Raw genomic sequence first — 20,936 nt, 5'->3', positions numbered from 1 at the left:
AAAAGTGTTGCAAGGCTTTTATTTTACCATTTTTCAAAAACTATTCTTTGAAGATTCTTTCAAAATCTTCTTTGGGCATTTTTTTACACTTTTAAAAACTTGAGCTTCGCACGATGTGAAGCTTTATAATACTACTAATTCGTCCTAAGTGTCTTTTTAAGGTAAAATTCGCGAAAAAAAGCTTAGCCGAAAAATAAAGAATGCGAGAGAATGATTAAATAATTACAATTTTGAAGTAAATGTTTACTAGAATTGGGTAAATCGAATATGGAAAAAGTTAGAAAAACAAAAAGGTTAGAAAAAAGGGTAAATGTGGTATTTTTAAATAGAATTTCAATTATAGGGGGAATGAGTATGTTTTCACAAACGATAACTGACTATTGGAAGTCGCAATTTTTAAACGGAGACGTTATCTACAACGATGAAAACTGTACGGTTACCATCAACCCTGACCTAAGCGAAGACAGGCGGTTCATGGTGCTGGAAACTACTGACGGCCAGGTTTTGGTAGTCTTAATGCCTGAGATGGCCGAAAAGTTAGACCTTACTAAAGGACAAGAACTGTCTGAGCTGATCTTCCGCCAGAAATTAAATGAAGCAGCAGTCACAATGCATGGCGCAGATTATCTTTTTTATTTTTCAGAAGCAGAAAAGAACATCTTGCTGCAAGAAGACCTGGAAGGTACATTGCGCCAATTAACAGAACGAGATGATGCAGCATGATCGCTTGGTCTGTGCTTCCAGCATGTATCCTTGGGAAGAAGATGTGCAAATTGCGGATCTCGGTGTACTGACTCTATCACCTTTTAGAGGAAAAGGTCATGCTCGCAAAGTGGTACGTTCAATCTGCAAGTACGCTTATGAGCAGGGATACGAACCGCAGTATAGATGCCAGCTCGATAACGAAGCTTCAACAGTCTTAGCTAAAGCAGCTGGCTTGACGGTGCTTGGTAAGTGGGATGTAATTTCCCCTAACTGCACTGTCGGAAAGTCCGAGTAGATAGGAGTGGTTTCTATTTATTACGCTCGTTCTTACAATTAAATTAAAAACCGATTTTTTCTATGCTAAGAAAAAATCGGTTTTTAATTTAAGAAATCCTTTCGCCTATACGAAATTCTGATCCATATAAACAGTCATCATCTACTAATTTACGAACATATGGCATTCACCTATTCAAAAAAAACGGTGGTATTATAAGGTATTATAGATAAAATAAAGAATTTGCAATAATAAGGAGACTAAAATGTACACAATTGGGCAAGTAGCTAATTTTTTAGGTGTATCTAGAGATACCTTGAAATTTTATGAGGAAAAGGAATTAGTAAAGCCGAAACAAAATATAGAGAATGGATATAGAAAATATAATCATTTTGATATTTATGATATTACAACAGTAAATTTCTATAGAGAAATTGATATTGAAATTAAAAAAATCCAGGAATTAAGAAAAAGTAAGAGTATTGATGGAATTCAATCATTATTAGAAGAAAAAGAACAAGAGGTTTTACTGGAAATAGAATATAAAAAGCTTTTATTGAAAAAGATTCAAATAGTAAAAGAAGATTGTAAGAAAATCAAACAATTCTTAGGAAAGTACATAGTTAAGGAAATGAAACCTTTAGAAATAAAGGGAGAAATAGAACATTTTACTGCTTATGAAGAATATGACACTTTAAAAAAGAATGCGGACAGCTTAAAAAAAGCAGTTACGCTCACATCTTTAAGAAGAGTCATCAGCTTCAATGAAGAAGCTATTATAGAAGATAAGTTTATCATTGTAAGAAAAGTGGAAGACTCTGATGGAGAAATAGACGGTGAAACCTTATCCCATCCAAAATGTATTTATACAATTATTGAAGATGGAAGATGGTCAACTGGCGGAAAAAATATTGATCAACACGTGGAAGCGAGTTTAAGAAACATAGCATTAGAAAAAGGGTATGAACTTTTGGGACGAGTTTATATAAACCTATTACTGACCACTTATGAAGACGGACTTGAACGTGTATTTCTAGAGATTTATGCACCTATCAAGTGAAACTTATTATTTCCTCGCTTTGCTGAAGAGGCATACTTTATTCAACTTAATTTCATCAAGGGAGAGCCCTTTATTTAGGGGGTCTTCCTTTTATTTGAATATAATGATTGCGAAATTAAAAGTCATAGTGTACTATTTAACTAGTACACTGTGACGCGAAGTGTATATAATGTGGAGACTATTTTAGATCAAATCATTTTATTGTAAAATGGTTCGTTCACTGCACATGAGGAAGTAGAGACGCTTCGAGAAGAAAGCGTATTATAAGAAAGGGTGAAATTAATGACTAGATGGATTGAAAAGGAGATTAATATGAAAAGATTTACTTTATATCTATTAATGGCGTTCACAATTGTATTGATGTATGCTTGTTCACACGATACAGCGCCTAACGAAGAAAGCAATAAAGAAAGCAATGAAAAATCTGTTAGCAATGTACCTGTTAAAATTCCTGACGATATATTTGTTTCTAATAAAAAGAATGAAAATATTAGTGAAGATGAAATGAAAGCAAGTATAAAAAAGTATATGGATTATAGTCATGTAATAGATAAAGAAATGGAAAATATTATTTATCTTTATGAGGATGCTACTAAATCCGATCAGGAAAAATTACATACATTAATAGCTGTAGGGAAAAAGAATGATGCGAATTTCAATGATTTTATTAGTAATAATAATATCCCTGATGATTATAAAGAACCTTCAAAGACAATCTATGAATTTGTTTCATCTATCAGAGAAACTTTAACACAAATTGAAGATGAAGTTGCTGGAATGGTCGAAAATGCTAGCTTGACAGATATATCAAATTTTGCCTCAGAGCATTTTACTAAAGCGAACGGAAGACAACAATTAAAAATCGAAAATTTTTTGGACAAGAAAAAAATTAAAACTACATATTTCGATGAATAGAATAAATATTTTAATTACCCTTTAAGTCTTTAAAGGGTATTTTTTATTTTTTCTTTCGCCGAATTTTGAGGTGTAAATGTATTGACCTGTGAGTTACCCCTAGGTTTAAGCTAAAGGTATTCTTAAATATTATTATTTTTACGAAAACTTAGTGTGAAGCGGGGAATATGCATGTATAGAGAAAAGAAACTAAAAAAACCAGTGGCAAGTTTTATTCTCCTAACCAATATCATTTTTTTGCCACTTTTTTGTCTTGTAGGAGCCATAACCATATTAGGATTACCTAAATGGATTTTTGATATCATGCTCTGTATATCAGCTTGGTCCTCAACCTTTGCTTTTGCAATATTATTTAAAAAAATCTATCCTGGGCAAAGTTTGATCCAATTTGTAAAAGATAAATTCAAGAATAAACTTAAGTTTTCTGTGATTTTTATTGCAATTATGATTCAAGCTTTCATATTTTTGATGATTTTGTTTATTGTATCTAATACTAGTGAAGTAGAATCAATTTTAACTGTTTCTTCATGGGGAATGCTAATCTATTACTTTTTTAATCACCTTCTATCTGGGCCATTAGGAGAAGAATTAGGGTGGAGAGGTTTCGCTCAAATGGAGCTCCAAAAGAAGCATTCGCCATTAAAAGCTTCGATCATTATAGGGTTTTGGTGGGGGATGTGGCATCTACCCATATGGTTTACTACAGGGCTTGTGGGCATTGATTTAATCAAATATATTCTACTCTTTATGATTGCAATCATGTCTACTAAGATCGTCATGACAGCATTTCATAATTTAAATCAAAATTTAATCGTCCCAATCATTATCCACCAATTCTTTAATTTTTTTATGGGCTTAATAAACGGGAAATTAATTGATTTACTCATGTATAACGCAATTCTTTATTTAGTGGTGGCAGTTTTACTCATCGTCATCAATCCAAAGAACGTATTGTATGGAAAAGAAGGTGAAAACGTTATTCATGGAGAGCATTCGACCATTGATACTACAAAATAAATTCCTTTCATCCGTAAACCTGCTTCATTAAAATCTCGAAACAAGTTATTAAAAAAATAATAACAAGGTGCAAGGAATAATATGATAATGAACGTTTTCAATGAAAACGTCAGATGAGCTTTTACCCCAGATTCAATGCATAACAAAGTTACAATACTTAATATCATCCCAAAACTATAATATTTCGCACCTTCTTTTTTCTTAACAAGACAACTTGAATTTATCTTTGATTATAGATTATTTATATACCTTTCTACACTATGATTTTTATCAATGGAATCGTAAAATTAAAAGAAATGAATCGATTATATTATTTTTTTAGTAGCAGTCATCAGAATGTCGCTAAGGTCATTAGTTCCGGTAACTGCTGTTTCTTACAGAAGAAAGAGCTCCGCCATAAACATGTAAGCGCAAGTAGTAAAAAGCAGAACTTCAACAGAGTTACTGCTAAAAAACGGGCAAATTTTGAGGAATACGGAGGAGAAATAGATGAAGAGAAAAAATTTGGTTGTCGTCACCTTATCAGATTTTGAAACAGAGATTGGTCGATGGATATGGTGTTTGGAAGATGTTCGGCGAACGCGCTTTTAGAAAAAATATCAGAAATAAGTCAGGAACAGCTTGATGCCAAACTAAACGGTCACTCAATAGGATCATTATTATATCATATCGCTTTAACTTCTTTCATCGGATGTTTGTACACCCGCTGAAAGAAGTTAAAGCCTCCGGCGGATGTCACGGAATCGGAAAGGAGTTCTTTGTGCAAGCACAAAGCCGAATCCGGACACAATTATGCCGAGGCATAATTGATTTGAGGCAGACTGGCTCTATGAAGAGGTTCTTGGCGGTAAATGGAATCCAAAGATCCGTGCCTTATTTTCTCAAGAAGACCGTAATGAGGATGACACATTGAGCCATATAGAGGGACAAACCTTAGATGAACATTTACATCGTCTACAATGTGTGCGTGATGAACTGCTTTTCCATTTTCGTTCAATGGACTTAGAGGATTGGCGTACATCCAGAAATCTCCCACATTACGATGTCACACCTGAGTGGGTTATTTACCATCTCCTTGAACATGAGTCACATCATAGAGGACAGATTTTTCAGATGCTTACCATTTTAAAGAGACAAAGTTAGTCGCTATTTTTAGAAGATGGTTGATTCTCACCTCAAAATCATAATGAAGACACAAATATTGAAATAAATAATATTCGATGCTATTATAGATATGTAAAGTCTCTAATTGAGGTGAATAACGATTATGAAATATTCTAAAGCTACAAATTATGCACTACACACAATACTTTTTCTTGCAAAGGAAGCACCAAATAAACCAGTTGGTGTCCAACAATTAGCGGAAATGCAAAATGTATCTCCTACGTATTTGTCTAAAATCCTCACTAAGTTAGTAAAAGAGGGAATGATTAACTCTGTATCGGGTGCCAATGGTGGCTATACACTTAGCCATAATTGGGGCGATATTTCATTTTTAGATATAATACATGCAATTGAAGGCAAATCGTCTTTGTTTGATTGTTGTTTATATGACGATCCTAAGTGTGTAATAAAAGAAGTAATGCTATCTGCAGAGGAAACACTGGAGAATGAGTTAAGAAATAAAAAAATATCGGATCTTGTGAAAAAATAGTAGTGGATTTATAGTCCACCATTATTTTTTGAACAATTAGAGATATAAAAAGTCTTTTAAGACTATGATATCGAAACGACTCTGAACTTAATTTCTTACTTCTAATAGCTAAGAATCATTTTATTTTTAAACTTTAATTTGAGCTAGGCGGCATGTTGTAATGCGAAATAACATGTACTCTAAACAGTTTATGAAGGAGTGTTAAATGATGGAATTATTTGATTGTGCAATTATAGGTGCTGGTGGCGCTGGGTTAAATGCAAGTTTGATTTTAGGAAGATCACGAAAAAAAGTCGGGTTATTTGATAATGGAACAAATCGGAATCGTGTGACGCAGGAATCACATGGATTTCTTACACGTGATGGAATTAAACCAGCCGAGTTTAAAGAAATAGCTTTGAATGATGTAAAAAAATACCCGTCAGTTCAATATTATCAAAATACTGTTTTGAATATTACGAAACAACCAAATGGCTTGTTTAAAATTGAAACTTTAGAAGAAGTTGAGTATGTTGCTGAGAGAATTATATTGGCAACGGGTGTTCAAGAAGAATTTCCGTCAATTCCGGATATTCGAAAGTATTATGGGAAAAGTTTATTCAGCTGCCCAACTTGTGATGGATGGGAATTAAGAGATCAACCTCTAATTATTATTTCAGAAAATGAAGAACAGACCCTTTTTAAAGGAAAGCTTGTTTATAACTGGTCAGAGGATTTAGTGATAGCCACAAATGGGCATGAACTTTCTGCTCCAACATTGAATGAACTACAAAGAAAAGATATAACTGTCATTACTGAACCTATTCAGAATCTTCAGGGCGAGGATGGTTATTTAAACAAAATAGTGTTTAGTTCAGGACTTGAAATAGAAAGGGTTGGAGGTTTTATAGTGCCTAACTTTGTTCGTTCAAATCGATTTGCAGAGCAGCTTGGTTGTCATTTAAATGAAAATGGTAGCATTGTTGTGGATTCGGCAGGGCGTACGTCACAGGAAAATGTTTATGCAGCGGGGGAGATTGCTAAATTAGGCCAGTCTTCATTAATAGTAGCTGCTGCAGAGGGATATAAAGCAGCGATGGCAGTTGTTTTCGATAGTACAATTTAAAAAATTTTTAACTTAATTACGGACATTAAAGGTCTTTAATGTGTGATAAAAAGGAGAGAGAGTAGGGTCTAATAATAATTATAAGCATATTATAACTTCAAGATTTTTATTTCCACAAAGGAGGAAAAGAATTATGTCGATTGTTCATGTAACAACAAAGAAAGAATTAAAAGAACACTTAAATACTAAAAAAATTGTGTTATTAAATTTTTGGGCTGAGTGGTGTGGCCCGTGTAAAATGCTTGCAGGGGTTCTTAATCAACTCAGTGAAGAATTTAGTGGCAAGATAAAAATTATAAAGGTGAATGTTGAAAAAAGCCCAGATATTGCAGCTGAATATAAGGTAATGGGAATTCCTAATTCTCGTTTGATTATTCACAATAAATCATATGAACCCATTATTGGATATGTGCCTTTTGAAAAACTGAAGCAAATGATTAGAGTATGATTCGTCAAACAGGAGGAAACCTAGTGATTGTGCAATTATTGGTGAGGACCTAGAGTTTACTTAAGTCTTTCTGAATTCTTGGCACTTGTAACATTAGAAATGCCGCCATAAATAACTTTGGGAATCTTTGTTCTTCCTCATGAAGTGATAAGAAACCGTTGATATAACAATATTTGTAGTGAGATGTTGGATAACGCTATCTTGAATCTGTTTAATTATGTACCAGTTCATGTTATAATAAGTAGCTTAAGGTAATTAAGATGTTCCTTATAACTGAACGGATGCCAAAAAAGCCTCCGCATAGAGATAAAATATTGAGGTGTAAGAGATTGAATAAAAAATGGACAATTGATAAAATTAAAGAATTTGTTGAGAATAATTCGGAAAGTAAGTTGCTAACGACTGAATATCACGGTTTCTCTCAAAAGTTACTATTTAAATGTGCGTGTGGTAGCAACTTTGAAAAAACATTTACAAAATTTAAAAATAAACATCAACGTAAATGTGACGTCTGCCAACCACCAAAAGAGTCACGCTAAACGTTTAAATGATAAACGACGTATTAGCTATACGCATTACAACAGAAAAAAAAGAGCTAAATGTTACAGTTAGAAAGAATATTTTAAAAGTGAGTAGGAGAATACAAACATGATTGAGATAAAAAAATCCCCATTAAGTGATGGAGAATTCAATAGAGGGGTATTTGCAACATGTGATATCAAAAAAGGAGAGCTTTTACACGAAGCACCTGTCATTTCTTATCCAAACGAACAGCATCAATACGTTGAGCAAACCTTACTCGCTGATTATGCTTTTGAGTATGGGATAGGTCAATCTGCTATCCTTCTTGGTTATGGAATGTTGTTTAACCATTCTTATGAACCTAATGCAACTTATGAAATTAATTTTAAAAATCGCACATTTGACTTTTTTGCTTACACGGATATTAAAGCCGGAGATGAAATTCTAATCAATTATAATGGCGACGTTGATGACAAAGATCCACTATGGTTTGATCAGGAATAAAAAGGATTTAAAAAAAATCAGGGCGTTGATCCAAGAAGGGTAAAGTCACTTAATCAAACTAGTTTAACTTAGTAAATGCAGTTCGATTAAGTCTGATTTATCAAGGTTTTAAGCAATCCTCAAATAAATTGTGTTAAATAAAATTAACTCAAAAAATAAATATGTGAACAAATGTGTGAGCATTTTGGTTAGCAAGTGATCTGTTTTAAATTGCTAAAGTAAATTTAACTTGCTGTTTTCAGAAAGATCGTTGTTCAATAAGGTGAAAAATAAAAACAGGGTTGAGTTCTACAATTTGTAGAACTCAATCCTGTTTTTTAAAAAGGCTGTTTTCTAAAAGATTGTTGCTATTAAAACATAAAGACAGATTAAATCTACAATGTGTAGAGAATGAACTCTGTCTTTTTGTTTTGATATTTCGCAAACCAAATTTTTAACTAAAGCACTCAGTTAGTTTAAATATGATTTCTCATAAATTCTTGGATATTCGTAATAAGTAGTGGATAACCTTACTTATTATTTTACTCACATTGTGCAGTAAAATTAGTTGTCATCAACTTTGATTACACCAACTAATTCCCGTGGGCTTTCGCCTTTACGCAGTGAAGAATTAAAGCGATTAATTACATTTTGAGCATGTTCTACTGCCGATTTTCGTGCTGCATTTTTCCTTAATGGCGTTACTTCTGTTCGACCTCGGTAATCGACTTCTATAACTGATATACCTTCTTCCCACGTTGACTCTGTATTAACTTTCTTAACTAACATTTTCCACATAAACTTGCCTCCTTTTCACTGCACATTTTCTTTCGATTAATCCTCAAAATGTTCAGCTGGAACTCTTATATTAATTTTTAGGTTATCAATATCTTCCAAACATCATAGATTAGTTATAATACCAATTGGTTGGAAGGAGATTTATTACAGTGAATAACAATGTTTTTGTCCCAATTTTAGTGGCATTCCTTGGTGCCATGGTCTGCTGGATTTCAGTTTTAAGAAAGAAAAAAGGATCATAGTGAGTTGCTCATGATAGCAGCTCATTTTGTTTTACTGAACATTTTCTTTCAGATATTCATTCAACATAGCGATGAAATCACTGAATCTGCTTAAAAAGCATCTGAATAAAGGTGCTTTTTGTTTTTTCTTAATGCTTCAACTATGAAATATTTAGATTTTTGACAAGCTGAAATAAGCATTTGCTCTACTCGATTTTCAAATGCCAAGTTTTTATGTATCTCAAGCCAACGATACCAGTAGAGGTACTATCCAAATAATACGTACTAGATTACCACAAAAAGACCGTATTACTGTATTAGAATATTTAGAACATAGAGAGTGGGGAGTGGCATTAGAACACCTATGTGCAACCAATTGTGAAGAAAATATTCTTATTTCAGAGAATGTTGTTGTTCACCTGATTAAAGACATTTCACAACAAATGGATATTTGGGATGAGATTAAGGAACAAATTAAAGATTTTATTTAATCATTATTCAAGTAACGAGTGCTTTACTTCAATATGGTCCACTATTTTTCACCAATCCCTAAATCTATTATAGAAACGAAGCAAGATGTAAAATCAAAAAGAGGCTGGGACATAACTAAATGGTTCCTTCATAAAGCCGAATAATCTCTAAATTAACAAAACACGATAAATAGAAAAACCGAACTATTTCGAAACACTTCATGAGCGTTTCATTGGATAGTTCGGTATATTTGTTGGCTGAAACACTTTTGTCCAGCCTCCTTATTTTTTTCTAAACAGTGTATCCCCAAGAGGGATTCCAACCACAACAACCAAAACCGTTAGAATTACCAGGGCTTTAAAAATAAAATACGCAACTTGATCGAACATCGTATCTCTCCTTCTTTTCTTAATAATTCCTACCTTATATTCTGTAATTATCCAACTCCTATTGAAGAGTCAAACTAAACTAATAAAGCACAAAATCATTTGTGCTTTTAATAATATAGTTTACTTCATTACAACGTATGTATGCAGTCGTCACTTTTTATATTTTGTGATCTTCAACAATATGGCGCGATTGTTTAATAAGCTTCGCTGTTCATTCATCTGGAAAGTTTACAGTGACGATGAATCGGATAGCCAAACGAGGTTCCAGCAGACTAAGACACAGTTTGTATCTAGCTGTTTTATGTGGAATAAGAAGTTCCAGAAATAAAAAGCTCAAAGAGTTCTACGACAAGAAACGCTTAGAAGGAAAGCCTTCAAAAGTGGCGATTGTCGCCTGTATTAATAAGCTTCTTCACATAAAGAAGAAAGAATATTTCCTAGATATAGATTAGAGAAGCCTTTTAACCATATAAAGTGAAATCTTCCATAGTATAACTAGAGGATTTTTTATGTTTGAGAGAAAGATATTGACAACCTATTAGCTGGTTTAGTTGAAGAAGATAGCAAAACCATAAGCAACAATCTTTTGTTTAAATTGTATGTATTTCGCAAATGAAAATTGAGCCACTTCGCAATTGAACAGGCAATCCATTTCAGTGGACAAGTTAAATGTCATAGCATATTTTTCGGTGGGCTTTACATGGAGCCTCTGCGGGCATAATTCGCACTTTAAAGGCGTAGTAACAGTAATTTAACGCCCGTACAAGGGTATCATACCCGCCACTCCAAATAAAGCCGAGGTGTTCTTCTGGAAAAGACAGGTAGTGTAAAGTGGCTCACTGGCTCAGTTAACAATTGGCTCAAAATTGGGTTGCGATATACAATTGTATATATTAGATGTAAAGAAATCTTTATTTTTGGAAGTGCAGGAAGGATGATTTTAATTTTAGAGGCTTGGAATCATTTTGCTTTAGGAGTTAATAAATATGGTTAAAAATAATATCAAATTATTTAGAAATGAAGCTGGATTAACACAAGAACAATTTGCTAAAATGAAAATATTCTCCGCGTTATTGTTGAAAAATTCAGAAATTTTAAGAGCCAACTCTAAACTAGGATCGTAATGGTGATTTTCTATAGCAATAACTGTTTGTCTCGTTATTCTTAGTTTCTTGGAGGAGGAGTCTAGTGCAGTCTAACAGAAAAAAAACGGTAAGTATTTGGTTGTGCGTTGCGACTTTAGTTGTAATTAATTTGTTTGTTTCTCTATTTGAACACCCATACTCATACGGGACTATACCTATGAGTATAATTTTGCTTTTGGGAGTTATCCGATATAACAATGGAAAAAGAGAACGAGATAATTGAAGACGAACGCACAATTCAAAATAGGAATAGGTACAATCAAATTTTACTTTTCTGGTCTATCATCATTGTATTAGCTGCTCTAGCTATACTACTTCTAAATGGTATTCTACACATTTGTAGTTGAAGTTAACTAATAAACATTGTATTGCCCCTTGTTCAACTAACGAGCAGCCAATAATTAAAAAAGCATTCAGGGTACAGTTCACCCTTGAATGCTTTTTCACTTCTTTTATTTAGAGTGGATTTCCTGTACACGTCCAATCTGTCCATCTGTAAGCCTGACTTTAATTCCGTGGGGAAGGGTGCTCGATTTGGTAAAAACATCTTAAATGATATCTCTGGTAATCTTCCCCTTTTTCGATCCTTTTTTAACAATATCAACAGCTTTGCCTGGTAATATGTCTTCCCGATATTGTCCGTAAATTAGACACCCATTTTTCTACGGGTATTGCTTGTTTTTTTCGTTTGCTGGCTTTTCATTTTTTTTGTTGAAAGGTCGGCATTCTTTTTTCCTTTATTAGAAGAGGAATGGTTCTTTTTGTTTTCAAGCTGCTGTTTCACTGCCTCTTGCAGGCTGATTTTTTTTTTGGGTACTTCAGAATGATTATTCTCGGTCATTGGAAATTCTCCTTTTTGAATATGATAGTTAGTCTAGTATAATCTATTTTCTATCATTTGTGAAACTTTCCACTTTAACTTACAACAAGTAAGACGCTTTTTTACTAACGGAGCAGGTTACTTTAAGAAGGAAAAAGTAATAAAGTATATACAATTAAGTTTTTTAGTTGTGTAAGGAGAGAAAACATTGCTTAAACAAATAATTCAAAATTGGAATCAGTATTGTAGAGATGAAAATTTTGTTGGCATAGGTTCTACAAGAAAAGTATATAGAGTTTTGGATTATGTAATAAAAGTACATTTGCATCCAATCGGTTATAAACAATCAAAAAATGAATTAGAAATTTACACTTCAATGGCTGATAAAGGTCTCGCCACGTTACTCGCTCAGACATACTACGTTGATGAATTCATATCTGTACAAAAATATTACAAACCTTTAGAACTAAAGGATAATCAATCGTATGAGGTAAAGGTTGAAGAATACCGACGCTTGATCCCTAATTTGTTTGATGAGGTTTTGCAAATATTGGATAAAAACTTCGACTGCTTTGATTTAAAAGACAGTAGTAATTACGGTTTAAACAATGATAGTAAACTTGTTTTTACCGATTATGGTATGACAAAGAGTTTATATGAAAAAGAGAGGTTTCCATTAGCCGAAGAGGGCATACTTCTGCAAATACATTTTGACTTTTGCAGCGTTTGTGGAAAGTTTCTGCAAAATGGGGAACTTTCACTGACCCTTGGGGGAATCGACTTGGACTATTTGAATATTTGGATAAGAAAGTAGAAAATGACCGTATAAAAACAATTTTGGGAGTTTAAATATTTTGCTTGTTGTACTAACGGGGCAAGAGTTTAAGGTCAAGCTACCGTAGTCAAAGGTAGCTTTTCTTATTGAGTTAACGAGGCACGTTAGTTTAAGAAGGGAATTTTAGTATCCCATTAGCGCTGTATAAAAAAATTAAACATTTTTTATGGAACACTAGTGTATAAATATATATATCTAACATGTATTTTAGATGGTGATATTAGCACACTCCTTTCTAGGTATGGGCATTAAATAATATGGGTTTCAATTTGCGAAACCCACCTTAGGAGATGAATAGCGATGAAAACTCGAGTAAATCAAATTGAATTGAATGGACTCACTTTTCAGTATCGCGAGAGTGGGGACTCTTCTGCGCCACCGATTGTTGCACTTCACGCGCTGGGAAAAAGTGCAGAATCATGGGATCAAGTGGCTGCTGTATTAGGAGAAAAATACCGCTTTTTAGCTTTAAATCAACGAGGTCACGGTGGGAGTGCGAGAAATATTACCTACAGTATTGAACTGATGTGCGAAGATTTGCTTCATTTTGCAGATGCGATGAATTTAGGACGGTTTACGCTAGTTGGTCATTCCATGGGGGGAACAGTATCCTATCTTTTCTCGGAATCATTTCCTTCAAGGATAGAACGGTTGATTGTTGAAGACACACCACCACCTTTTCAGGATAAGCCGATTGAAATTCCTTCTAAACCTTCTGATCTCCTACCGTTTGATTGGCAGGTTGTACCTTCGATTCTACAGCAACTCAATGAACCTAATCCCTAATGGTGGGCGCGTCTTACTAACATTATCATGCCGACTCTGATTATAGGGGGTGGGTCCAGTCATATTCCACAAAACAAACTGCAGGAAGTTGCTGAGCTTATTCCGAATTGCGAATTGGTGACGATAGAGGATGCGGGACACTTTGTGCATGATACTAATTTGCCGGATTACTTAGCTGCCGTAAAAAAATTTCTTGATTCATTAACTCTCGAGCAATTCATTTTTTTATAAAAATCAAACTTAAATCTACTGAAGAAGCATCCATTTTGAACAATCTTTTTTCAAAGTGGATTCTTTTTTTATTGAAAAATGCTGCTTGCGAGGGTGTTTTTGATCAAACTTTATTTTCAAAGCAACAAGGGGTTTTTAGATGGAGAATTTCTATTAGTGTCGCGATGTGTTAACAGTAAGACGATGGTTTTTGATTTCTTCTGATATAAACTACAATTGTATGGAATGTACAATGTATTAACTCCAGAAATAATGAATATTATTATTATCTTTACTATGGTGAAATTTTCCGTAATGGTGAGACAGTATCTTTTAGCCTTTTAGAATGAAATTGAAAGAGGAGGGTTCATGATATGTCGCAAAACATCATTCCTAGAGTTGCTGTGCGCGGGACAGCTTTTGGAGTTATCTTCATGGCATTTTTCGGTACTCTGTGGGCGGGAATTGGAATTAGAGGGCTGCAGGGCTGGGGATTTCTCTGGCTTTTGATCTTATCCCTATTGATTGGTGTAATATTGCTTATTGGAGGAATCGTATTGATAATGAATTCAAAAAGGTTATCAAACGAGATGGTGGAAGGGGATTCCCAGCGTTGGAAACGAAAGAATATGTGGTTCGGTATTATTTTCGGTTTAGAAGGCGTGTTGATAGCCATCGCTGCCGCAATTTGTGGATCTACCAATCATTTGGATTTGTTTGTCCCTGTTATGGCTCTTATTGTCGGTGCTCATTTCTTTCCCCTAGCACAGCTTTTCCAGGTCAAGATCTATTATATTTCGGGTTCACTTCTTTGTCTGCTTTCGGGAATCACGCTGTTTACTTTCCCTATAAAAGTTACCTGGGGTAATTATCAAATTATGGTATGGTGGACATCTGTTGGTTTTAGCTCAGCCCTGATATTGTGGGGGACCGGGGTGGCAGTTTGGATTACAGGACATAGACTACTGAACAAGGTTGTGAATGGATCCAAAGAGGCTTAGGTATTTTTAATAAACTAACAAAAAGAGACCTAGATAGTTGTCCAGGTCTCTGTTTTATGTAGCAGATTTTTTTAGTAATGATATTCAGCAAATTACCGCTTACGTCGTACCCAAAAAACTAAGTTATTCACATAATAGAATTTGACGTAAAAACATTTGCTTTTTAGCAACGCATCGATCTGATATAACAAAACCTGCATCTTCTATCATGTCATCAATTGTTTCAATTGTAACGACAACAACCTTATCGGCAATCCGGCGAGCATGTTTTATAATATCAAATTGATCTTCTGGTGATGAATGCGTAAATAAGTTATAAGGTAAATCAATTATGGCGACATCATAGTGTTCTTTTACTTCTGAGATTGGACCTAATGTAATTTTGCCTGTTAATCCAAAATAAGCGATGTTTTCTCGAGAACCTTTGCAAACATTGTAATTTATATCTCGTCCTTCAATATTAATTCCCATGGAAAGGGCTTCAATTATTACTGTGCCTATACCACAACAAGGATCAATAGCCCGAATAGTTTGAGGTTGGGGAACTGCGATATTCGCAACAGCACGAGCTACTCTAGTACTTAGTGCCGTTGAATAACTGTTTGGTTTGTGTAAATGTTTACACCAAATGGATTCACTCTTCATATACTTTCCAAAATACCATATTCCATCTATTAACATAAGACCAAATACAATGTCAGGAAAATTTAGGTCAGGTTCTCCCTCAATGCACAATCCTATCTCACGTTCTAGCAATCGACGCTCTGACTGAGGGATTTTCTTCGTTTCACCTATATCCATATTATTTAAACAAACCACTTTATAAGTTGCTTCATTTACTTTTAAATTCTTGACCAATGTCTTGATGTTCTCTATGTTGTTTTCTTCATATAGCACTTCAAGTCTCTCTTGTATAAAAGGGCTACGGCTTGGATCAATTTTAATATTGCTTATTATATAGTTTGATTGGGAATCAAGACTAAAAAATGAACGCATCTCCATTCTACATAGATCGTATTCGTCAACATGATGTACATATGTGTATATAAATTTACTTTTATTTTGTTCGTTACTCAATTGATTACCATCCTTTAATATTGTTGTTCGCTTTTTCCACTAAAGAGTTAATAATAGGGATCATCACCATAACGTGGGGTTGATTTCCGTTCCAATTAGGCGCTTTCCTGGGGGCGTCCGATGAGCTGCTTCGCTTCGCTGCAGGGTCTCGGGCCAACAGATGTTTTTTGCGCGAAAGCGAAGCGGCAGCAGCACGATGTTGGTCACGAAGGCGTTATCACAGGATGTGATGGTTTTAGCCTTCGTTCCTCTATTGCTAATCCCCAAGGAGTCGCCTAGTCTCCACTCCAATCAACGTTTTAACAAATATCCACAACTTTTGGTGATGAGCCAATAAAAAGATATATGAGAGAAAAACTAACGTTTATTTTCAACGTAAAGTATGAACTACCCGCCACCTACAGACTCCACGACTTATTGTTGCTTTTATTAACCAGCGAAAACTGACCGAGCTATCCATCTCTTTTAATAATAGAATAACACATAAAGAATGCAGTCGGAGTGATCTCTATAATGGAAATTCCCCATATGCTGAAAAACTCCAAAAATAAAACCCAATTGTTGACAAAGTAGGTTTATTCCAATAAACTCTTTATCAAGAGGTTTACTGTAATAAACTCATTAAGGAGGACGATTAGAATGGAACCGTACAAATTGTTCGATGCCGAGTACAAATTTGCATGCCTGATTTGGGATAATGAACCAATTAATTCTACTGATCTTGTCAAGCTGTGCGAAACAGAGCTTGGCTGGAAAAAGTCCACGACCTATACCGTTTTAAGAAAATTGTGTAAGCGGGGAATCCTTAGAAACGAGAAAGCAACGGTCACATCTATTGTTAAAAAAGAGGACGCACAGAAATACGAGAGTCAGATGGTTGTTGAAAAATCCTTCAATGGTTCCTTGCCGCAGTTCTTAACTGCTTTTCTAGGTGAAAAGGGACTTTCTAATGAGGAAGCTGAAGAGTTGAAGCGGATTATTGAGGAGGCCACTAAAGGATGAACCTGTTTCTTATAATCCTAAATATGAGCATTACTGCAAGTTTTGTCGCACTTGCTGTTATCATTGCGAGATTTCTTTTGAAGCGCGCCCCTAAAATATTCTCCTATATTCTATGGGTGGCCGTAGCAATCAGACTGATTACTCCCGTTAGTTTCGCTTCAAGCTTTAGTATATTAAGCTTCGTAAAACCCCAGGATAAAACCGGCACGGGTTTCCTGGAATTTGTGCCAGAGGTAATTGGTATACAGAAAACGCCTGTTGTGGATACCGGCATTAAAGAAGTAAGCCATTTTATAAATTCATCCCTTCCAGTGGCTACTCCGATGGCAAGTGCAAATCCTATGCAATTCATCGTATGGATTGCAAGTATAATTTGGATAACAGGTGTAGTCATTCTGCTGCTTTACAGCATTATTTCGTACTTGAAAATATTAGTTAGAGTTCGAATGGCAACACTTGTCAAAGATAATATCTATGAGACTGACCAGATTGCCACACCCTTTGTTCTCGGCTTTTTGAATCCGAAAATATACATCCCAATCGGCCTGAGTGATCATGAGCTGTCTTACATTTTACTGCATGAGCAGATTCATATTTTGAGACGAGATTATTTAATAAAACCTTTGGCATTTATGCTGCTTATCATTCATTGGTTTAATCCGCTAATGTGGTTATCTTACGCGCTTATGAGTAAAGATATGGAGATGTCCTGCGATGAAAGTGTTGTTAACAAGATGGGGAACCAGATTAAACGAAGCTACTCAACCTCATTGCTTACTCTTGCCGTCAGCAAAAAAGGGGTACCAACCGGAAGTCCGCTTGCTTTTGGAGAGAGCAATGTGAAGGCGAGAATTAAAAACATTCTTACTTACCGTCAAGCTTCAAAGAGGATGATTGCAGCGTATATGCTTGTTATTGTGGCTTTAGTTGTAGGATGTACAGCCAATCCCAAGCCATTGCAGCAATCGCCACAGGGATATAATATTGATCAGCTAATGGAGAACAAAACACTTTATGTAGGTAACGCTACTAAGGTAGGCGGACTCATCAATGGAATGCCCAACCCAACAGATTCTAAATGGAACATGGCACTTCAAACGAAAGTTCAGCCTTATGGAGTGACGATCAATTATTTAATGAATGATTCTAATCGCGGGAAAGAAGAAGAGATAAATGGCGAAGTTTTTCATCGGAATGCCATTATACTCTTAAGCCTGATTGATAACATCGATAGTATAACCTATTCGATTGTTGATAGTTCGGGTCAATTCGATGATATAGTTAATAGCTTTACGTTTACAAGAGAACAGGTAGACAAATTAGTTGGAGAGGATGTCAGACATTTCGCCACAGACGAAAAAAGCCTGCAACAACTTATTGATCGTTTAGATAGTCTGCCCTTTAGTGAAAACAGCAAGAACTCTTAATGTTTTTAAATAATATAATATGTATCACCCCTTATGATGACTTTCTACGATTTGGGTCTTAATGAATTTCAAAAGACTGAAAATTCGTAATAAAGCTAAGGAAAAATCACCTCGTTATTTTTTCTTAGAGGTGATTTTTTTATAGGATATATATACGCTAAGATTAATTTGAAAATTGCGAAAAATGTACATAAACTAAAAACTATGGAGTCGTTGAGTAAGAATGTATTTGGGTAACTTTCTAATGCAGGAGCTTTTCCTATAGAGTTTAAGGAAGGATTGTTGAAAAAGATAGCGAACTTATTAAGATGGGTAGTTAACTAATCGACTAAAAAGGATTAAAAAATGGAAAAAATAAATGAAATCATTGATTTACTCATTAATAAAGGTTTAGTAGTAAATGATCATCTGGAATTGAAGGGGTTAAAAAGTGGTACAACGGATGGTATTTTATATACTATCCTGTTTAAAAATATGCCAACCTATGTGATAAAGATTGACCATCCTAATATAATAACTTCCACTGAGGAATTCCTACTTGCCTATAAAGATGTGGAATTGTTGCCGGATGTTCTTTACACGGATCATAAAAAAGAATTTATTATTTACGCTTATATCCCTGGAGAAACTCACTATAATCGAGGATCGAAATTAGAATGGATGAAAATTTTAATTAAAGAGTTGTTCAATAATTATGTAAAGGTGGACAGAGACATTGCTTGGGGAAGAATAAATGGGATTCAAAGAAATTCCTGGTCAGACTTTAACCAAAGTAGTTTTGAGTCTGCCAAAATGAACATAGGGAAGCTCTTACCGAACGAGGACCATAAAAGAGTAGAGTTGTTGGTCAATAAATTAAAAATTTTTCACAATCAAGAGGAGAAGTATTATCTTCACGGAGATACTGGTGTTCATAATTTTGTATACTCTTGTAATCAGTTAAAAGGAGTTATTGACCCATCACCTTTAATCGGTCCGAAAGTTTACGATTTTACCTATGCGTTTTGTTCTTCACCAGATAGTCTAGATTTACATACACTTTTTTCATCGTTTTCCTTGTGGAACGGGAATGCATCCTTTACGAAGGAACGACTTTTGGATGAAGTTGTCTTTCAATTATATACACGTATTGGAGTATGTATTAAAGTTCATCCGCACGACCTAGATGGTTATATGGAAGCTTGGAAGGAGTGGAGGAAGTATCTCCCCTCTAACTTATAGTGACCCTATATCACGATAGGGGGGAATAGAAGAAGAGACCTCTAATTATTTGATTTTATGTCCCACAATTACAGGAGGGTGTTAAATGGTTGTAAAAGAAGATATTTTACATAGAAAGGGAGCTAGAAAGGCTAGCGATATCCCAAGCGAAGTTTTAACGTTGTTGAATCAAGGGAGAATAGAGAGTGTTAATTTAACAGAATGGCAAACTGTTCACCATATTACTTTATTAAAAAATGTTCTACCATCCATTGGTCTAGAAGAAAAGTTAGAATTTATACTAACTGAGATTGAGAAGCAAAAAGTTGAAACGGGAATGAAGGCCATACGTTTAATAGGAAGTTTATTAGATACAGTCCTGATGGATGAAAGTGATACTAAAAAAGAAGATTTAATCAAAAAATGCTCGCAACATGTATCTGATAGTGTCCGATGTTGGGCAGCATATATGAATAAAAACAACGATTTTTCTTTAGAAGAGAAGCTGTTGTATATCCGACCTTTCGCAGCAGATCATCATTTTGGTGTTCGAGAAATTGCTTGGATGTCAATTAGGGAGGACCTTGCAGCAAATATTGAGAATAGTGTAGTCTTGTTAACGGAGTGGACGACAAGTGAAGATGAAAACATTCGGAGATTCAGTTTAGAATCAATTCGTCCTCGCGGGGTATGGACAAAGCATATTGAGATTTTAAAGGAAGAACCGCAAATTGCACTTCCTATTCTAAATTTACTTAAATCAGATCCGTCAAAGTATGTTCAAGATTCTGTCGGAATTGGTTAAATGATGCTAGCAAAACTCAACCAGAGTGGGTAAGAACCTTATGTGATGAATGGCAAAAAGAATCTCCGACTAAAATAACTGAGAGAATCATTAAAAAAGCTCAAAGAACAATAGTAAAAAGTTAATTAGCTATATTTGATAAAACCATCCTTTTTATTCTAAAAAAAGGATGGTTCTTTTAATTTTGGCTGTGTTAAATTTTAATGTTGATTTTTATAATAAAAATTTAAGAACGCCACGTCCTGTGGCAACGACTGAGTGACCAACATCATGTTGGCCCAAAGCCTCCGGCGGATGTCACGGAATCGGAAAGGAGTTCTTTGTGCAAGCACAAAGCCGATTCCGGACGTAATTATGCCGAGGCATAATTGATTAAAGAGCAATTAAGCTTGAGATAAAAACTAGGTTTCACTCAGAATGTGAGCCTAGTTTTTTGTGATTTATAAGACTATCCTCGTGAGGCAGAGGACAAAGAATCGCTCAGGTCCGAGAGAAATCTGATCGGGTCACCCGAAGAATCGCTCAGGTCCGAGAGAAATCTGATCGGGTCACCCGAAGAATCGCTC

21 protein-coding genes and 4 pseudogenes are annotated in these 20,936 nt (G+C 34.8%); 20 read left to right on the top strand and 5 right to left on the bottom strand.

Translation table 11 applies throughout. The annotated features are described in order from the left end of the window. Positions 1-354: 354 nt before the first annotated feature. The 11 genes from ABH968_RS21575 to ABH968_RS21525 all read left to right on the top strand — a co-directional run bounded on the left by ABH968_RS21575 (position 355) and on the right by ABH968_RS21525 (position 8,204). Complete coding sequence (locus ABH968_RS21575; protein WP_370047310.1) at positions 355-723, top strand: hypothetical protein; 369 nt, start codon at positions 355-357, stop codon at positions 721-723. Then, positions 710-1,000: a GNAT family N-acetyltransferase gene (locus ABH968_RS21570; RefSeq protein ID WP_370047309.1), complete on the top strand. Its 291-nt coding sequence runs from the start codon at positions 710-712 to the stop codon at positions 998-1,000. Before ABH968_RS21575 ends, ABH968_RS21570 begins: the two co-directional genes overlap by 14 nt. A gap of 244 nt (positions 1,001-1,244) precedes the next feature. Next, on the top strand, positions 1,245-2,039 hold the full coding sequence (locus ABH968_RS21565; RefSeq protein WP_370047307.1) for a MerR family transcriptional regulator: 795 nt from the start codon (positions 1,245-1,247) through the stop codon (positions 2,037-2,039). A gap of 282 nt (positions 2,040-2,321) precedes the next feature. Beyond that, entirely contained in the window at positions 2,322-2,954 is a 633-nt protein-coding gene (locus ABH968_RS21560; protein ID WP_370047305.1) for an NDxxF motif lipoprotein, read from the top strand. Between the two features lie 171 nt (positions 2,955-3,125). Next, positions 3,126-3,971, top strand: a complete 846-nt coding sequence (locus tag ABH968_RS21555; RefSeq protein WP_370047304.1) for a CPBP family intramembrane glutamic endopeptidase — start codon at positions 3,126-3,128, stop codon at positions 3,969-3,971. 864 nt (positions 3,972-4,835) lie between these two features. Beyond that, positions 4,836-5,114 carry a DinB family protein gene (locus tag ABH968_RS21550; protein ID WP_370047385.1) on the top strand — a complete coding sequence of 93 codons (279 nt, stop codon included), beginning with the start codon at positions 4,836-4,838 and terminating at the stop codon, positions 5,112-5,114. Positions 5,115-5,238: 124 nt separating this feature from the next. Further along, the gene (locus tag ABH968_RS21545; RefSeq protein ID WP_370047302.1) at positions 5,239-5,625 is read left to right on the top strand and encodes an Rrf2 family transcriptional regulator; all 387 of its coding nucleotides are present in this window, start codon (positions 5,239-5,241) and stop codon (positions 5,623-5,625) included. Positions 5,626-5,833: 208 nt separating this feature from the next. After that, a complete protein-coding gene (locus tag ABH968_RS21540) occupies positions 5,834-6,730 on the top strand; it encodes an NAD(P)/FAD-dependent oxidoreductase (protein ID WP_370047383.1) in 897 nt (298 codons plus the stop codon). A gap of 133 nt (positions 6,731-6,863) precedes the next feature. Beyond that, entirely contained in the window at positions 6,864-7,178 is a 315-nt protein-coding gene (locus ABH968_RS21535; RefSeq protein WP_370047300.1) for a thioredoxin family protein, read from the top strand. 329 nt (positions 7,179-7,507) lie between these two features. Further along, positions 7,508-7,717: a hypothetical protein gene (locus ABH968_RS21530; RefSeq protein WP_370047299.1), complete on the top strand. Its 210-nt coding sequence runs from the start codon at positions 7,508-7,510 to the stop codon at positions 7,715-7,717. A 109-nt stretch (positions 7,718-7,826) separates the two neighbouring features. Next, positions 7,827-8,204: an SET domain-containing protein gene (locus tag ABH968_RS21525; RefSeq protein WP_370047297.1), complete on the top strand. Its 378-nt coding sequence runs from the start codon at positions 7,827-7,829 to the stop codon at positions 8,202-8,204. Positions 8,205-8,747: 543 nt separating this feature from the next. On the opposite strand, the gene ABH968_RS21520 is transcribed toward ABH968_RS21525, so the two are convergent. Next, a complete protein-coding gene (locus tag ABH968_RS21520) occupies positions 8,748-8,981 on the bottom strand; it encodes a hypothetical protein (RefSeq protein ID WP_370047295.1) in 234 nt (77 codons plus the stop codon). Between the two features lie 442 nt (positions 8,982-9,423). Here ABH968_RS21520 and ABH968_RS21515 point away from each other — a divergent pair, with 442 nt between their 5' ends. Beyond that, entirely contained in the window at positions 9,424-9,693 is a 270-nt protein-coding gene (locus tag ABH968_RS21515; RefSeq protein WP_370047293.1) for a MafI family immunity protein, read from the top strand. A 563-nt stretch (positions 9,694-10,256) separates the two neighbouring features. After that, positions 10,257-10,514, top strand: a pseudogene (locus ABH968_RS21510) (transposase); the annotation flags it as partial. 518 nt (positions 10,515-11,032) lie between these two features. Here ABH968_RS21510 and ABH968_RS21505 read toward each other — a convergent pair. From ABH968_RS21505 to ABH968_RS21495, 3 genes and pseudogenes are all read right to left on the bottom strand, one after another. After that, positions 11,033-11,200, bottom strand: a complete 168-nt coding sequence (locus ABH968_RS21505) for a hypothetical protein (protein WP_370047381.1) — start codon at positions 11,198-11,200, stop codon at positions 11,033-11,035. Between the two features lie 459 nt (positions 11,201-11,659). Further along, positions 11,660-11,743, bottom strand: a pseudogene (locus ABH968_RS21500) (DUF2196 domain-containing protein); the annotation flags it as partial. A 110-nt stretch (positions 11,744-11,853) separates the two neighbouring features. Further along, positions 11,854-12,048 (bottom strand): hypothetical protein, encoded by a 195-nt coding sequence (locus ABH968_RS21495; protein ID WP_370047292.1) that lies wholly within the window; start codon positions 12,046-12,048, stop codon positions 11,854-11,856. A 187-nt stretch (positions 12,049-12,235) separates the two neighbouring features. Between ABH968_RS21495 and ABH968_RS21490 the strand changes: the two genes are divergently transcribed. The 3 genes and pseudogenes from ABH968_RS21490 (at position 12,236) to ABH968_RS21480 (ending at position 14,859) form a co-directional block, all read left to right on the top strand. Then, positions 12,236-12,841 (top strand): protein kinase, encoded by a 606-nt coding sequence (locus tag ABH968_RS21490; RefSeq protein WP_370047290.1) that lies wholly within the window; start codon positions 12,236-12,238, stop codon positions 12,839-12,841. A gap of 321 nt (positions 12,842-13,162) precedes the next feature. After that, positions 13,163-13,879, top strand: a pseudogene (locus ABH968_RS21485) (alpha/beta fold hydrolase). A 353-nt stretch (positions 13,880-14,232) separates the two neighbouring features. After that, positions 14,233-14,859, top strand: coding sequence for a DUF7010 family protein (locus ABH968_RS21480; RefSeq protein WP_370047289.1), 627 nt, complete (start codon positions 14,233-14,235; stop codon positions 14,857-14,859). A gap of 123 nt (positions 14,860-14,982) precedes the next feature. Here ABH968_RS21480 and ABH968_RS21475 read toward each other — a convergent pair whose 3' ends face one another. After that, complete coding sequence (locus tag ABH968_RS21475; protein ID WP_370047287.1) at positions 14,983-15,936, bottom strand: TRM11 family SAM-dependent methyltransferase; 954 nt, start codon at positions 15,934-15,936, stop codon at positions 14,983-14,985. Positions 15,937-16,575: 639 nt separating this feature from the next. Between ABH968_RS21475 and ABH968_RS21470 the strand changes: the two genes are divergently transcribed. The 4 genes and pseudogenes from ABH968_RS21470 to ABH968_RS21455 all read left to right on the top strand — a co-directional run bounded on the left by ABH968_RS21470 (position 16,576) and on the right by ABH968_RS21455 (position 20,495). Then, on the top strand, positions 16,576-16,938 hold the full coding sequence (locus ABH968_RS21470) for a BlaI/MecI/CopY family transcriptional regulator (RefSeq protein WP_370047285.1): 363 nt from the start codon (positions 16,576-16,578) through the stop codon (positions 16,936-16,938). Beyond that, positions 16,935-18,365 (top strand): M56 family metallopeptidase, encoded by a 1,431-nt coding sequence (locus ABH968_RS21465; protein WP_370047283.1) that lies wholly within the window; start codon positions 16,935-16,937, stop codon positions 18,363-18,365. The genes ABH968_RS21470 and ABH968_RS21465 overlap by 4 nt, the downstream gene beginning before the upstream one ends. Before the next feature lie 345 nt (positions 18,366-18,710). Continuing rightward, positions 18,711-19,586 carry a hypothetical protein gene (locus ABH968_RS21460; protein WP_370047281.1) on the top strand — a complete coding sequence of 292 codons (876 nt, stop codon included), beginning with the start codon at positions 18,711-18,713 and terminating at the stop codon, positions 19,584-19,586. Positions 19,587-19,671: 85 nt separating this feature from the next. After that, a pseudogene (locus ABH968_RS21455) lies at positions 19,672-20,495 on the top strand (DNA alkylation repair protein). Positions 20,496-20,936 lie beyond the last annotated feature (441 nt).

The organism is Lysinibacillus sp. RC79, assembly GCF_041262405.1.
GTDB lineage: Bacteria > Bacillota > Bacilli > Bacillales_A > Planococcaceae > Lysinibacillus.
This window is presented reverse-complemented; position numbering and strand designations above follow the sequence as displayed.

What these genes read in the sequence shown, in the direction of transcription:
- ABH968_RS21480 (WP_370047289.1), top strand. Translation starts at nt 14,233, where the DNA reads ATGTCGCAAAACATCATTCCTAGAGTTGCTGTGCGCGGGACAGCTTTT.
- ABH968_RS21575 (WP_370047310.1), top strand. Translation starts at nt 355, where the DNA reads ATGTTTTCACAAACGATAACTGACTATTGGAAGTCGCAATTTTTAAAC.
- ABH968_RS21540 (WP_370047383.1), top strand. Translation starts at nt 5,834, where the DNA reads ATGGAATTATTTGATTGTGCAATTATAGGTGCTGGTGGCGCTGGGTTA.
- ABH968_RS21555 (WP_370047304.1), top strand. Translation starts at nt 3,126, where the DNA reads ATGTATAGAGAAAAGAAACTAAAAAAACCAGTGGCAAGTTTTATTCTC.
- ABH968_RS21465 (WP_370047283.1), top strand. Translation starts at nt 16,935, where the DNA reads ATGAACCTGTTTCTTATAATCCTAAATATGAGCATTACTGCAAGTTTT.
- ABH968_RS21570 (WP_370047309.1), top strand. Translation starts at nt 710, where the DNA reads ATGATGCAGCATGATCGCTTGGTCTGTGCTTCCAGCATGTATCCTTGG.
- ABH968_RS21495 (WP_370047292.1), bottom strand. Translation starts at nt 12,048, where the DNA reads ATGACCGAGAATAATCATTCTGAAGTACCCAAAAAAAAAATCAGCCTG.
- ABH968_RS21560 (WP_370047305.1), top strand. Translation starts at nt 2,322, where the DNA reads ATGACTAGATGGATTGAAAAGGAGATTAATATGAAAAGATTTACTTTA.
- ABH968_RS21545 (WP_370047302.1), top strand. Translation starts at nt 5,239, where the DNA reads ATGAAATATTCTAAAGCTACAAATTATGCACTACACACAATACTTTTT.
- ABH968_RS21515 (WP_370047293.1), top strand. Translation starts at nt 9,424, where the DNA reads ATGCCAAGTTTTTATGTATCTCAAGCCAACGATACCAGTAGAGGTACT.
- ABH968_RS21535 (WP_370047300.1), top strand. Translation starts at nt 6,864, where the DNA reads ATGTCGATTGTTCATGTAACAACAAAGAAAGAATTAAAAGAACACTTA.
- ABH968_RS21520 (WP_370047295.1), bottom strand. Translation starts at nt 8,981, where the DNA reads ATGTGGAAAATGTTAGTTAAGAAAGTTAATACAGAGTCAACGTGGGAA.
- ABH968_RS21460 (WP_370047281.1), top strand. Translation starts at nt 18,711, where the DNA reads ATGGAAAAAATAAATGAAATCATTGATTTACTCATTAATAAAGGTTTA.
- ABH968_RS21470 (WP_370047285.1), top strand. Translation starts at nt 16,576, where the DNA reads ATGGAACCGTACAAATTGTTCGATGCCGAGTACAAATTTGCATGCCTG.
- ABH968_RS21525 (WP_370047297.1), top strand. Translation starts at nt 7,827, where the DNA reads ATGATTGAGATAAAAAAATCCCCATTAAGTGATGGAGAATTCAATAGA.
- ABH968_RS21565 (WP_370047307.1), top strand. Translation starts at nt 1,245, where the DNA reads ATGTACACAATTGGGCAAGTAGCTAATTTTTTAGGTGTATCTAGAGAT.